General features: G+C 39.5%; 13 protein-coding genes. 6 read left to right on the top strand and 7 right to left on the bottom strand.

The features are described from left to right. Window positions 1-289 precede the first annotated feature (289 nt). From yihA to BLW54_RS05240, 5 genes are all read right to left on the bottom strand, one after another. Window positions 290-880 carry a ribosome biogenesis GTP-binding protein YihA/YsxC gene (gene yihA, locus BLW54_RS05260; protein ID WP_035509460.1) on the bottom strand — a complete coding sequence of 197 codons (591 nt, stop codon included), beginning with the start codon at window positions 878-880 and terminating at the stop codon, window positions 290-292. Then, window positions 870-3,200: an endopeptidase La gene (lon, locus tag BLW54_RS05255; RefSeq protein WP_035509462.1), complete on the bottom strand. Its 2,331-nt coding sequence runs from the start codon at window positions 3,198-3,200 to the stop codon at window positions 870-872. The genes yihA and lon overlap by 11 nt, the downstream gene beginning before the upstream one ends. Window positions 3,201-3,474: 274 nt before the next feature. Next, window positions 3,475-4,752: an ATP-dependent protease ATP-binding subunit ClpX gene (clpX, locus tag BLW54_RS05250; RefSeq protein WP_035509465.1), complete on the bottom strand. Its 1,278-nt coding sequence runs from the start codon at window positions 4,750-4,752 to the stop codon at window positions 3,475-3,477. Window positions 4,753-5,083: 331 nt separating this feature from the next. Beyond that, window positions 5,084-6,370 (bottom strand): trigger factor, encoded by a 1,287-nt coding sequence (gene tig / locus BLW54_RS05245; RefSeq protein WP_035509469.1) that lies wholly within the window; start codon window positions 6,368-6,370, stop codon window positions 5,084-5,086. 155 nt (window positions 6,371-6,525) lie between these two features. After that, a complete protein-coding gene (locus BLW54_RS05240; RefSeq protein WP_035509471.1) occupies window positions 6,526-7,506 on the bottom strand; it encodes a tetratricopeptide repeat protein in 981 nt (326 codons plus the stop codon). A 352-nt stretch (window positions 7,507-7,858) separates the two neighbouring features. Here BLW54_RS05240 and sda point away from each other — a divergent pair, with 352 nt between their 5' ends. After that, entirely contained in the window at window positions 7,859-7,996 is a 138-nt protein-coding gene (sda, locus tag BLW54_RS05235; RefSeq protein WP_231622395.1) for a sporulation histidine kinase inhibitor Sda, read from the top strand. 90 nt (window positions 7,997-8,086) lie between these two features. On the opposite strand, the gene BLW54_RS20630 is transcribed toward sda, so the two are convergent. Next, on the bottom strand, window positions 8,087-8,260 hold the full coding sequence (locus BLW54_RS20630; RefSeq protein ID WP_155996932.1) for a hypothetical protein: 174 nt from the start codon (window positions 8,258-8,260) through the stop codon (window positions 8,087-8,089). 387 nt (window positions 8,261-8,647) lie between these two features. Here BLW54_RS20630 and BLW54_RS05230 point away from each other — a divergent pair, with 387 nt between their 5' ends. Next, on the top strand, window positions 8,648-9,037 hold the full coding sequence (locus tag BLW54_RS05230; protein WP_035509474.1) for a thiol-disulfide oxidoreductase DCC family protein: 390 nt from the start codon (window positions 8,648-8,650) through the stop codon (window positions 9,035-9,037). Between the two features lie 174 nt (window positions 9,038-9,211). Beyond that, on the top strand, window positions 9,212-9,544 hold the full coding sequence (locus BLW54_RS05225) for a 2Fe-2S iron-sulfur cluster-binding protein (protein WP_035509476.1): 333 nt from the start codon (window positions 9,212-9,214) through the stop codon (window positions 9,542-9,544). A 282-nt stretch (window positions 9,545-9,826) separates the two neighbouring features. Here BLW54_RS05225 and BLW54_RS21275 read toward each other — a convergent pair whose 3' ends face one another. After that, complete coding sequence (locus BLW54_RS21275; RefSeq protein ID WP_139254123.1) at window positions 9,827-9,961, bottom strand: low temperature requirement protein A; 135 nt, start codon at window positions 9,959-9,961, stop codon at window positions 9,827-9,829. A gap of 533 nt (window positions 9,962-10,494) precedes the next feature. On the opposite strand from BLW54_RS21275, the gene bioA reads away from it, so the two are divergent. From bioA to bioD, 3 genes are read left to right on the top strand one after another with little or no spacing between them, the layout of a single operon-like run. Continuing rightward, window positions 10,495-11,871 carry an adenosylmethionine--8-amino-7-oxononanoate transaminase gene (gene bioA, locus BLW54_RS05215; RefSeq protein WP_074733408.1) on the top strand — a complete coding sequence of 459 codons (1,377 nt, stop codon included), beginning with the start codon at window positions 10,495-10,497 and terminating at the stop codon, window positions 11,869-11,871. Next, a complete protein-coding gene (gene bioF, locus BLW54_RS05210; protein ID WP_244153481.1) occupies window positions 11,840-13,018 on the top strand; it encodes an 8-amino-7-oxononanoate synthase in 1,179 nt (392 codons plus the stop codon). The genes bioA and bioF overlap by 32 nt, the downstream gene beginning before the upstream one ends. Beyond that, window positions 13,018-13,722, top strand: a complete 705-nt coding sequence (gene bioD / locus BLW54_RS05205) for a dethiobiotin synthase (protein ID WP_035509478.1) — start codon at window positions 13,018-13,020, stop codon at window positions 13,720-13,722. Before bioF ends, bioD begins: the two co-directional genes overlap by 1 nt. Window positions 13,723-13,789 lie beyond the last annotated feature (67 nt).

Below are 13,789 nucleotides of genomic sequence, written 5' to 3'. Positions count from 1 at the left end.
TTACTAGCTAAAATCAGCCCCTTGAAAGGTTGACCGATAAAATAGATAATTTTTCGTATAAATGCGTTGAATTGCTTTAACATAATGAAAATTCACACAATAATAAGAACCGAAGATGATCTGGATCACCCTTCATCTACTTAAACCGCCCTCAAAATTTTGGTCACAAAATGATAGGGGAGGAACTCCCGGGATGGTCGTCCCCTTCTATAAAGATTGAAACTTCTATTATTCAAATAAGCTAGACAAAAATAAAAACCACTCCTCTTATTTGAGAAGTGGTTTCGCCTTATTTTAAACCCAAATGGGAAAGCATCGTCCTCCATGCTAAATCCTTGCCTTCCCCTGTTTCAGATGAAAAAGGAATCAATGCATCTTCCTCTTCCATTTCCAAAACATCCTGAATCATTTTTAATTGCTTCTTACGTTGGCCTTTTTTTATTTTATCAAGCTTCGTGGCTATAACCATCACTGGAAGATCAAAATGCTTTAAATAATCATACATTAACTGATCATCCTCTGTAGGTTTATGACGAATATCAATAATCAATGCTGTCGCCTTCAATTGTTCACGTTCAGCAAAATACTCTTCCATCATTTCTCCCCACTTGGCACGCTCTTTCTTTGAAACTTTCGCATAGCCATAACCGGGAACATCGACGAAATGAAATCGTTCATTTATAATATAAAAATTTAGTGTTTGCGTTTTCCCCGGCTTTGAGGAAGTTCTAGCCAAGTTTTTACGTTGAATCATCTTGTTAATAAACGATGATTTCCCAACATTAGATCTCCCTGCCAATGCGATTTCAGGCATGGGTTCTTTCGGGTATTGCTTTTTACTCGCCGCACTGATGACGATATCTGCAGAATTAACCTTCATGTACTGCCTCCGTTAATGCTTGTTCTAAGACTTCATCCAAATGCTTCACAGGAACGAACGTTAATCCTTCCTTAATGCTGTCCGGAATATCTTCCAAATCTTTTTCGTTTTGGTCAGGGATGATAATCTTCGTAAGTCCCGCGCGATGCGCACTTAGTGATTTTTCTTTCAAACCTCCGATAGGGAGCACACGCCCTCTTAAGGTGATTTCACCCGTCATCCCTACTTCTTTACGTACAGGACGTCCTGTTAATGCCGAAACCAGCGCTGTGGCCATAGTTATACCAGCTGATGGCCCGTCTTTAGGTGTAGCGCCTTCGGGTACGTGAACGTGAATATCATTCTTCTCTACAAACTCAGGGTCAATATGAAGTTCGCTTGCTCGTGATCGAATGTAACTGAAAGCTGCCTGGGCAGATTCTTTCATCACGTCTCCTAATTTTCCAGTTAACGTCAAGTTTCCTTTACCTGGATAAATTGAAACCTCAATTGATAAAGTGTCGCCACCGGCAGTCGTATAAGCCAGCCCCGTAGCTGCTCCAATTTGATCTTCCAGCTCTGCACGGCCATAGCGGAATTTTGGACGTCCCAGAAGCTCTTCCAACTGTTTCTCTGTCACTACAACACGCTGCTTTTCTCCGGAAACAATTATTTTGGCAGCTTTTCGACATAAACTCGCCAATACACGCTCCAATCCACGTACACCAGCTTCCCTTGTGTATCGACGGATTAATTTAAGAAGGGCGTCATCTCGAAGTTGAAGCTGACCTTTTTTTAAGCCATTTTCTTTGATTTGCTTAGGTAAAAGATGTTCTTTAGAAATATGCACTTTCTCAACTTCTGTATAACCTGCGATTGTGATAATTTCCATTCTATCACGTAAAGGGCCAGGTATATTGGAGACATTATTTGCTGTAGCTACAAACATTACTTTGGACAGATCATAATGTTCTTCAATAAAGTGGTCGCTGAATGTACCATTCTGTTCCGGATCTAGTACCTCCAGCATAGCCGACGAGGGATCCCCTCTAAAATCGCTGGCCATTTTATCAATTTCATCAAGGAGAAAAACAGGATTAACTGTTTCAGCCCGCTTCATTCCTTGTATAATCCGCCCCGGCATCGCACCGATATACGTCCGTCGGTGCCCCCGTATTTCCGCTTCATCACGAATGCCACCTAAGGACACCCTGACAAACTTACGATTGATGGACCGCGCAATCGATTTTGCCAGTGAGGTTTTCCCTACACCTGGCGGGCCTGCCAAACATAGGATTGGACCTTTAATAGTTTGAGTCAGCTTCTGAACGGCTAAATATTCCAGCACACGTTCTTTCACCTTTTCCAGTCCATAGTGATCCTCATCGAGAATCTTTTCTGCGCGATTAACATCTAAATTATCTTCGGTCTCTTTCGACCAAGGTAAAGAGACAAGCCATTCAATATAATTACGAATCACAGAGCTCTCAGCAGAGCTTTGCGGAACCTTCTCATAGCGGCCGAGCTCCTTATACGCTACTTCTTCTACACGCTCTGGCATTTGAGCCTGTTCGATTTTTTCTTTGAGTTGGGCTACTTCACCAGATTTCCCGTCTTTATCACCAAGTTCATTTTGGATGGCTTTCATCTGTTCACGCAAATAGTATTCCTTCTGCGTTTTTTCCATGGATTTTTTAACTCTTTTCCCGATTTTCTGCTCAATTTGCAGAACTTCACGCTCATTACCAATCATATCCACGAGTTTTTGAAGTCGATCTTTTACATTTGCTGTTTCTAACACCGCTTGTTTCTCTTTTAATTTAATAGGCAAATGAGAAGCAATGATATCAGCCATGTGACTTGGCTCATCAATATCAGACACGGTATTAAATGTTTCCTGGGTTACCTTTTTGGAAACTTTCACAAATTTCTCGAATTGATCCATTAATGTGCGCATGAGAGCTTCTTCTTCATTCTTTTCTACATGCTCATCTTCGATTGTTAAGATATCCGCATGATAAAAATCATCATCATCCGTCACATTTTCTATTTGTGCCCTATACAAACCTTCTACTAATACACGGTTTGTTCCATTTGGCAACTTAACCATCTGTTTAACACGTGCGATTGTTCCCATATCATACAAATCATCCTTAGATGGTTCGTCAATGTTGACTTCTTTTTGTGATACGAGAAAAATTTCATTGTCAACCATCATGGATTGCTCTAATGCTTGAACTGATTTCTCACGGCCAACATCAAGATGTAAGACCATGGAAGGGTATACCAGCAACCCTCTAAGAGGAAGTAGAGGTATCTTTTTTCTCTGTTTGTCTGTCATTTCTTGCACCTCCGATAAATGCAGCTACGTATTCTAATCATATATAAATATACTTGGAAAGTAAACGAAACGGCACCAAATGATACCAACACCGAAATCCCTTAACAGAAGCTGCCAAGGGGATCTTCCTATGCTACTCATATTATGAACAGAAAACAGCCTTTCATGCTTATGTAGCAGGGGAACTCTTAGTTAAGCTGCTATCTTCTTAATATAACAAAAGCCGCGCTACATGATCTCGTAGCACGGCTTCTTGAATATTCCTTAAAGATTATTACGCACTCTCTTTAGGAGACTGTTTATTCTCATCTTCAACAGTGCCGTCTGTCAAAATTAGTTTTGGACGACCATTTTCAGCCGTAACTGTCTCTTGAGTAATAATACACTTCTCAATATCATCACGAGACGGAAGTTCATACATCACATCTAGCATAATACCTTCGATGATGGAACGAAGACCACGGGCACCTGTTTTACGTTCAATAGCCAGTCGCGCGATCTCACGCAAAGCATCTTCTTCCATTTCTAATTCGACATGGTCGATTTGGAAAAGCTTCTGATATTGCTTGACAAGTGCATTCTTCGGTTTTGTAAGAATTTCTACAAGTGCCTCTTCATCAAGTTGCTCCAAGCTTCCGATAACCGGTAGGCGACCGATGAATTCTGGAATTAATCCATAGCTCAATAAATCTTCCGGTAGGACTTTTGTAAGCAGTTCTTTCTTCTCTGCTTCATCAGCCACTTGTTCGGAACCAAAGCCGATCACTTTTCTACCAAGACGACGCTTGATAATTTGATCAATGCCATCAAATGCCCCTCCAACAATGAACAACACATTTGTTGTATCGATCTGGATGAATTCTTGATGAGGATGCTTTCGACCACCCTGTGGCGGTACACTTGCTTGTGTTCCCTCAAGGATTTTCAGCAACGCTTGTTGAACACCTTCACCGGAAACATCCCTAGTGATGGAAGGGTTTTCTGATTTACGAGCGACTTTATCGATTTCATCGATATAAATAATTCCTTTTTCAGCTTTTTCTACATCATAGTCAGCCGCTTGAATCAATTTCAACAGGATATTCTCAACGTCTTCACCCACATATCCAGCTTCTGTAAGGGAAGTAGCATCAGCAATAGCGAATGGAACATTGAGGATACGCGCTAAGGTTTGCGCGAGAAGCGTTTTACCGCTACCTGTTGGTCCAAGCATCAAAATGTTACTTTTAGCAAGTTCAACCTCATCATTTTTCACACCTGCATTGATCCGTTTGTAGTGGTTATAAACAGCCACGGACAAATTCTTTTTCGCCTGGTCCTGCCCAATCACATAATCGTTAAGAATTTCACGGATTTCTTGAGGCTTTGGAACCTCTTTGAATTCCACTTCTTCTTCATTCCCAAGCTCTTCCTCAACGATTTCTGTACAAAGTTCAATACATTCATCACATATATATACGCCAGGTCCTGCAACGAGTTTACGGACTTGTTCCTGACTTTTACCGCAGAAAGAACATTTCAATTGTCCTTTTTCATCGTTAAATTTAAACATACGTTTCACCCCTTATAATAATGACGCAATCGTCGCGACTGAAGTTACATGATACGACGCCAACGTTTCCGCTTCTTTTGCCCATCATACCAAATTAACTTCAAACAAAAAAGCAATACCTTTTCAGAGGTGTGTCAAACTTCTCATACACCAACCTCATTATGTAATTCAACTACTAAATAAGTCAAACAAATGAAACACCATTATTATTGTATGTAATAATGAAGAGAAGTATCAATTATCTTCTCCATTATCCTAACCTACTATACTCCATCATATCGAAATATATGAGAAGACAAGGCACATTCAAGCACCTTGTCTTCTTAGTTTATTATTCAGCTTTACTATTTGCAACTAGAACATCAATCGCTTTACGCACTTTTAGATCTTCTTTGATCATATCTGTGTTGCCGCCAAGCATTTGTGTTAGTTGTGCAACATCTGTCTGGTACGTGGAAGCCATGTTTTCAAGTTCTGCATTTACATCTTCATCCGTAACTTCAACATTTTCAGCTTCAGAAATTGCTTCAAGTGTTAAGTTTGTTTTCACTCGCTTCGCTGCATCTTCTTTCATTTGTTCACGAAGAGCGTCTTCATCCTGACCTGTGAACTGGAAGTACATATCTTTCGTCATGCCTTGCATTTGAAGACGTTGTTCGAATTCTTGTACCATGCGGTCAAGTTCCGTATCTACCATAGCGTCTGGAATTTCAACTTCTGCATTCTCAGAAGCTTTTGTAACAAGAGTATCACGCTTGCTGTTTTCAGCATCCGTTTTCTTCTGCTCTTCTAGACGCTCACGGGTTTTAGTTTGAAGTTCTTCAAGAGATTCAACATCTTCGTCCACATCTTTAGCGAATTCGTCATCAAGTTCAGGAAGCTCTTTTCCTTTTACTTCATGAATTTTAACTTTAAATGTCGCTTCTTTACCAGCTAAATCTTCAGCATGGTATTCTTCAGGGAAAGTGACGACAACATCTGTCTCCTCTCCAGCTTTCTTACCTACAAGCTGCTCTTCGAAACCAGGGATGAAAGAACCGGAACCTATTTCTAGGGAGTAGTTGTCTGCCTGGCCGCCTTCAAATGCTTCGCCATCAACGAAACCTTCAAAGTCCATTACTACTGTATCTCCGTTCTCAACAGCTGCGTCTTCTTTAACAACAAGCTCAGCTTGACGTTCTTGCATTTGCGTCAATTCATTTTGAACATCTTCATCCGTAACTTCTGTGCTTTGTTCTTCTACTTCAAGACCTTTATAATCGCCAAGCGTTACTTCAGGCTTCACGGTAACTTCAGCTGTAAATACAAGGTCCTGGCCTTTTTCAATCTGCTTTACGTCTACTTCAGGGCGGTCAACAGGCTCAATCCCTGTTTCTTCAACAGCTTCTGTGTACGCTTGTGGAAGTACAATATCAAGAGCATCTTGATAAAGAGATTCTACGCCGAAACGCTGTTCAAAAAGTTTACGAGGCACTTTACCTTTACGGAATCCAGGCACCTGTACCTGTTTAACTACTTTTTTGAAGGCCTGGTCAAGAGCTTGATCGAACTCGCTCGCAGGTACTTCTACTGTCAAAGTACCCTGGTTGCCTTCTTGCTTTTCCCATTTTGCTGACATAAAAAATTCCCTCCAACATCTATTCATTCATTTTCGTCCGAAGACGATCTGATGATTCTATGACTCTTTTTACATACGAATCTCGTTTGCAACCACTATATTATAACATAATCCTACAGCCTTTCAAGACGTGACCTTTTTCCATTTTCCTAACCTTAATCCCCTACTATAAATACATAATGCTGTTCACATAATTCAATTTCCGATTTATATTGATCGACGTTATCCAATTCTTCATTTATGGAGAATGGCAACTGCAAATATTCATGTCCCAACTGCTTAAGAGCTTCAACAAGAATCGGAACCTCCTTCTCATCTGGGAAAATTGGATAACGCACGTAACAATAGTGGTATAATAGACGATTAATCATTTCATACATAGTTGGATTGTTTTGTTCAATTTGCCCTAGCCGCATCTGGATCTGTTTGATAATGTAATCCGAATGAAGCTGGGTCAACTCGGAAGGAACGACTGTCGAGGTCTGCCCGAATTTTAATATAGAGACGCTCTCTTCCACACCACCGTCACGGAACCATTCTATAATGGAAGACTTAATAAGCGGATGGACCGATTCTTCCATCAATATTTTTCGAACATCACCCAGGAAAGGTTCTGGCGACTGTTTCTTCAGTTGATCGATTGCCAGCCACTGCTTATGTATGTCATCCGTATTCAAGGCATCCATTAACTCATCAAAAAATTTAGTACCTTCTTCTTTATGGCGATCTTCAAGCAACTTCCGACTAACCTCATACATTTGCCAAAGTTGCGTTCTGCTTTGATGAGGGATATCCTCAGATTCAAAAACTTCATCTAATAGGTTAACAATTTCTTCATACTGATTACTTTGAAACAAAATCGTTATATAAATATGTAAGTAGTGATAATATTGTTCGAAATCTTCCTTCATTTGCTCCTGACATAACTCTTCTGCTTCATCATATAACCCAAGCTCGATCCAACTCATTAACAAGCCTGTAATCACATCAATATTTGCGGCACCATACTCAACCAAAGGTTCAAATGCTTCCGAAGCATCTTTATATCTTTTTTCTTTCAATGCTTCCAACCCGACCCGTTCAAGAGTAACTTTCCATTTTGGGAACATAACTAAGTTCCCGTTATTATTTTCCATAAGACACCCTTCCCTAGAGTTTATACTTTACACAGTCTTACCTTAACGTAAGATTTTCAAACCTCTAGTAACACAGCTTATTAGGATATACTAAAGTATATTCAAACCAAACACAAAGATATTTACTCATATAAAGCTCCCCTTTACTTTCCACTTTGTTATTTGTGTTCTTATGACACCAACTTACAAATATAAACACCTTCTCTAAGTTTTATTCTGCGATACCATCTGAATATGTATGATCTTAGCAAAAAACAGGTCTTTTTACTCATGATGTATTTATTTTTTTTGCTAAAATTAATGAATGTGAATAAAAGTTCACCGAATTAAATTTTTAAGGGGATGTATCGTTTTGTCACTGCTTGATGATCAAACATTGCTGGAAACGTACATAGAGTCCGTTAAACTCCAATTGGATGATGAATTCGTTCATCTAATCACAAAGGAAATCGATAAGCGATCCATTGATTTACCAACTGAAAGCCTTTAAACATACATGAACAGACACCAAACGTTACTTATTATCAAGTAACGTTTTTTAGATGAAAAAGGGAGCGCCCATGCCGGCGCTCCCTTTTTGTTATTGATTAGAGGTTGAATTGTTTTGACGTTGCCCCGACATTTTCGCTAAACTCGGGATCACGTTTTGCAATTGCCCTGCCTGACCAGTCATCATACTGTATGTGGCAGCACCGATGCCGATAGAAGCGACAACAGGCAACCACTGTACATTTCTCTTTTCCATCCTGATCAACTCCTCAAATCACTTGGCTTAAGAGCCACTCCTATTATGTGAAGGATAAGGTGTAGTATTACAGTTAAATCCACCTTTTTTTACTGTTATTTTCCTCTTATTAATTTATTGAGAAGGTATAGCGGCCAAAAGATGATCCATCCTAATAAAAAGAACATGTACGCGGATCGCTCTTCCCTTGTCTGATTAACCGGCTCCTTTTGATGAAAACAGAAAAACACACCGACCAGAATGTATGTGAAGGCTAACAAGCGAATCACTCCTTTACAAGGATAGCTTATGAAATATTCGCTTATCGTGTCCCTCATACCGGCCATTCTTCAAACAACAAAATTATAGAAGCTATCCCACCGGCACATGTTATCCTGTCTTTAGGAGGGGATGGAAATGGAACGGATTATTCTTTTTGATGGGGAATGTAATTTTTGTAATCGAAGTGTACAATTCATTATAAAAAGAGACAGAAACGGCACATTTAAATTTGCTTCTCAACAAGGTAAGATTGGCAAATCCTTGCGGGACTATCATCAAATTCCAGCGGACACAGATAGTATGATATTGATTGAAGACGATGCTTATTATTTAAAATCCACCGCTGCTCTAAAAATAAGCAAGCATTTAAGAGGGATTTGGAAACTTTCTTATGGACTGATAGGGATACCAAAGCCAATACGGGACCGAGTGTATAATTTTATCGCTAAAAATCGACTGAAATGGTTTGGTAAAAACGATCATTGCCAACTGCCTTCCCCTGAGATTAGAAATCGCTTCTTATGAAACATAGTGAGAAATACCATCTAATTTATAGAGTACCATGTTTTACTTTAGACTTTTAAATACTTTTTATGTGATGGCATTATTATAAGTACTACTTCCAGCTTGTAAATCCATATTATAATTCCCATTTGTTCTAATAAAAATTTAAATAATAAGTTTACAGGAGGTAATACAATGCCCAAAGTAACCATCCCAGGTGAAGGAACGTTTGAAGTTGAAAAAGGAAAAAAATTAGTTTTAGCTCTCGAAGATAATGGTATTAAAATTCTTCACCAGTGCGGGGGGAGAGCAAAGTGTACCACATGCAGAGTAGAAGTGTTAGAAGGTGAATTTTGCGATTTATCCAATATTGAACAGGAGGCCTTTGCAAGTAAAGGAATTGAAGGTATTTTTGAAGATAACCTACGTTTATCATGTCAAGTTCGTGTAGAGGGAGATATCACTGTTCGTCCTATGTTAACGGTGGAAAGAACCGGAAAAAAAACCGGCCCAAGACCGTCAGATTAAAAAAATTCCCCCAATTATTCTTGTTTCGTTCCCTTCACTTCAAAGAAGGGAACGTTTTGATTTACAGCAGATGCATGAATCCATCCTCTCTTAATCATTTTAATTTAAAAAGAAGGACTTTTGTCGTACCTTTTCCATAAAAAATAGTTAACTAAAATAAAAATGATAATATTCTTGGACGATACCAACCAAATCAATGAAGATAAACACCGTTAATAGCCCCATAAATGTGTACTTCCCCTGTAGTTTTCCCCTTTTTTCGATATTATCAAAATATTTCCATCACATGGCAATAACGATATAACGGTAACCCCCCATACAATTATCAGGTTCAAGATGTAGAACGGCAATTAGACTAATAATCGATTCCCCAAGCAGAATAATGGTAAAAAGATCAAACCGCTCTAATAGATGCAGAGTATTCGTCTATACTCCAATACTCCCTATAAGGAATGGCATATAATACGTTTAAAGTTCACAGATAGACTGACTGTTATCAAATGATAAAAAACATTTGAATGAACATAAAACCAACGTTTTGCATCACCTCATCCTCATCAAATCGGTTTATATATAAAATTTGGCCCCCATGCCCATCAAAACGGAATCAGGATTCATACAAACTTCCATAAATATTCTAATAGTTAGCCAAATATTTGATGGAGAGTCATTATTCCGGTCCATAGAGCAAGTCCCCCCTACCCGAGCATTCCCTTTAGCCTCAACACTCTATAAATGTGTAAAGCATAACCCTCTCGTTAACCTATTATAAAAAGGGTTGACATTACCAATTATTTTCTCTTATACTTATTTTCAAAAAGATACAAGGTCCTTATTCAGTTACTGTGGAAAATTGGGACCTCTACAGAATTACACAATTACGTCAGTAAAAAAGCTATAAACCTATTAGAAGTAGAACATTGCTGGAGTGATAGAAATGGAGGAAAAGTATGGATTTAATTGAGAAAAGCAAAAAGTATTTATGGCTGCCATTTACACAAATGAAAGATTATGATGAGAACCCGTTAATAATTGAAAGTGGAAAAGGAATAAAAGTGAAGGATATTGATGGAAAAGAATACTACGATGCTTTTTCTTCCGTCTGGCTAAATGTACATGGACATAGAAAAAAAGAGTTAGATGATGCGATCCGAGAACAACTGGATAAGATTGCACATTCCACTTTGCTGGGAATGACGAACATACCCGCTACAGAATTGGCCGAAAATTTAGTAGGGATAGCTCCTCATTCGTTAAGTAGAGTTTTTTATTCGGACAGCGGTGCAGAAGCGATGGAAATTGCAGTGAAAATGGCTTATCAGTATTGGCAGAATATCGGTAAAACAAACAAGCAAAAGTTTATTTCGATTAAAAATGGGTATCACGGGGATACGATTGGGGCAGTTAGTGTCGGATCCATCGATATATTTCACAAAGTATACGGACCTCTAATGTTTAAAGGGTTTAAAACTTCCGTTCCCAATGTGTATCGTTATCCTGCTGAGAACCCTAAAAAATGCCGTGATGAAGCACTTGAAACACTTGAGTCCATACTAAAGGACCACCATGAAGAAATCTCTGGCTTAACCATTGAATCAATGGTACAGGGAGCGGGCGGTATGATTGTTATGCCTGAAGGTTACTTATCTGGTGTAAGGGAACTGTGCACTAAATATAATGTCCTGATGATTATTGATGAAGTAGCTACTGGCTTCGGACGTACAGGTAAGATGTTCGCATGCGAACATGAAGAGGTCGAACCAGATCTCATGGCGGCTGGAAAAGGAATTACCGGCGGGTACTTACCTATTGCTATTACATATACAACCGAAAAGATTTATGAGGCCTTTTATGATGACTATACAAATCTAAAAACTCTTTTCCATGGACATTCCTATACTGGAAATCAGCTTGGCTGTGCAGTCGCCCTAGCTAATTTAGACCTATTCAAAAAAGACCAAATCGTTCAGCAGATAGCACAAAAATCCGAATACCTAAATGAATTATTTAAAGATCTGGCAGACCTGCCACATGTCGGTGACATTCGTCAGCTGGGTTTTATGTGTGGAATCGAGCTTGTTTATGATAAACAAACGAAAAGTCCATTTCCTTTCGAAAGCCGAGTGGCCTATAAATCATCTCTAAAAATGCGGGAGTTAGGGCTTTTAACAAGACCTACCGGAGATGTTGTCGTCTTTATGCCACCGCTTGCCTCTACAAAAGAAGATTTAAAAGCAATGATTGAAATTATAAAAGAAGCTATTAAGTGTGTATCTGCTGAGGAGGCTCTTCAAATTGATAGGAAAAACTCACAAGTGGCTCGATAAGGAAGTTGATTTGATTAAAGAAAAAGGATTATACCGGCAACTTAGAACCATCTCCCCTTCCGGTTCTTCTAATAAAGCTAATGTTGATGGAGTGGAATACCTCATGGCCTCCTCCAACAATTATTTAGGCTTAGCGAAAGACAGGAGACTAGTGGATACAGCAATTAAAACTTTGAAAAGTTATGGTGTAGGCAGTACTGGTTCAAGGCTAACAACAGGTAATACAAATTTACATAAAAAACTGGAGAAGCGTATCGCTGCCTTCAAAAATGATGAGGCCGCCATTGTCTTTTCTAGCGGCTACCTAGCCAACATTGGGACATTATCCAGTTTAGCAGGAAAGGAAGATGTCATTTTAAGCGATCAACTCAATCACGCTAGTATCATTGATGGATGCAGACTCAGTCATGCGAAATCAATAATTTACCGTCATGTAGATATGGAAGACCTAAGAGAGAAACTCATTTATAGTCAACATTACAAACGAAAATTCATTATTACCGATGGGGTCTTTAGCATGGACGGCAATATTGCTCCACTGGGTGAGATCAAGGAACTGGCCGAGAAATATGGGGCATATATCATTGTAGACGATGCTCATTCTACAGGGGTTTTAGGTGAAAATGGCAGCGGGACAGCTGACCACCTAAAAGTTCCTGTTGATGTAACCGTAGGAACCTTTAGTAAAGCCATCGGTACTCAAGGTGGGTTTGTCACCGGATCAAGGGCTCTTATTAACTATTTGAGAAACAAAGCACGGTCTTTTATATTTCAAACCGCTCTCCCTCCCAGTACCATTGCAGCAACACTGAAATCTATCGACATTATCGAAAGTAAACTTGAACTGCAAATGGAATTACAGCAAAAAGTCCACCTCCTTAGAGATGAATTGCTAGAGTTTGGCTTTGACTTGAGGGGTGGAGAAACCCCTATCTTCCCTATAATTATTGGGAATACCAATAAAACGATAGATTTTTCAAAGCGCCTTGAAAAAGAAGGGATCTTCGCTCCGGCTATCCGCCCCCCAAGTGTGCCTAAAGGAGAAAGCCGAATCCGACTGACAATCATGGCGACACATACAGAGCGGGATATTCAACAAATTTCCAAGGCTTTTTATCAGGTTGGAAAAGAACTTGAGGTGATCTAATGGAAAAAGGTGTTTTCATTACCGGATCGGACACCGGAATAGGAAAAACGTTTGTCGCAGCCGGCATCGCAGCCGCTTTATCTGATAAAAATATTGATGTCGGTGTCTTCAAACCAATGTTAAGCGGTGATCGCAGAGAAGATCCAGGAAGTGACACGATGATATTAAAAACTATGGCTGGTGATGAATCCCCACCATCAGACATTACTCCCTATCAATTTGATGAACCATTGGCCCCTTATTTAGCTGCTAAACGGCAGAATGTACACGTAACAAAACAAAATGTGATGCATAACTGGAACAAAATAAAAGATAACCATTCCTTTATGATCGTTGAGGGAGCTGGTGGTATTGCGGTACCTTACGGCGAAGATTTTCTTGTGAGCGACGTGATTAAAGAGATCAATCTTCCTATCATTGTAGTCGCACGTCCAAACTTAGGTACCGTCAACCACACCTTTTTGACAGTAGATTTTGCACGGAGATGCGGATTAAATGTAGCCGGGGTGATCCTCAATGGTTCAAATCCTGAAAAAGAAGAAGTGGTTGAACAGACGAACCCTGAACTGATTGAGCAATTCTGTAAGGTTCCGGTGCTTGGGATCATTCCACGAATTGAAAAGAAGGACCGTCAGACCCTGTCGGATCTATTTCAAACCAAGGTAGATCTTTCCTTTTTCAAAGGAAGTGTCCATAAGTTTTAGCCTGCATTGACATCATTAAGAGGTGATCATTTAAAGGTAGAATAATCATGTTTCGGACCTGCCAACT

Source organism: Halobacillus karajensis (genome assembly GCF_900108515.1).
Taxonomy (GTDB): domain Bacteria; phylum Bacillota; class Bacilli; order Bacillales; family Halobacillaceae; genus Halobacillus; species Halobacillus karajensis.
This window is presented reverse-complemented; position numbering and strand designations above follow the sequence as displayed.

Excerpts from the sequence above, each read along its gene's own strand:
- BLW54_RS05240 (WP_035509471.1), bottom strand. The coding sequence starts at position 7,506 with ATGGAAAATAATAACGGGAACTTAGTTATGTTCCCAAAATGGAAAGTT.
- BLW54_RS05225 (WP_035509476.1), top strand. The coding sequence starts at position 9,212 with ATGCCCAAAGTAACCATCCCAGGTGAAGGAACGTTTGAAGTTGAAAAA.
- clpX (WP_035509465.1), bottom strand. The coding sequence starts at position 4,752 with ATGTTTAAATTTAACGATGAAAAAGGACAATTGAAATGTTCTTTCTGC.
- lon (WP_035509462.1), bottom strand. The coding sequence starts at position 3,200 with ATGACAGACAAACAGAGAAAAAAGATACCTCTACTTCCTCTTAGAGGG.
- tig (WP_035509469.1), bottom strand. The coding sequence starts at position 6,370 with ATGTCAGCAAAATGGGAAAAGCAAGAAGGCAACCAGGGTACTTTGACA.
- BLW54_RS05230 (WP_035509474.1), top strand. The coding sequence starts at position 8,648 with ATGGAACGGATTATTCTTTTTGATGGGGAATGTAATTTTTGTAATCGA.
- bioD (WP_035509478.1), top strand. The coding sequence starts at position 13,018 with ATGGAAAAAGGTGTTTTCATTACCGGATCGGACACCGGAATAGGAAAA.
- bioA (WP_074733408.1), top strand. The coding sequence starts at position 10,495 with ATGGATTTAATTGAGAAAAGCAAAAAGTATTTATGGCTGCCATTTACA.
- yihA (WP_035509460.1), bottom strand. The coding sequence starts at position 880 with ATGAAGGTTAATTCTGCAGATATCGTCATCAGTGCGGCGAGTAAAAAG.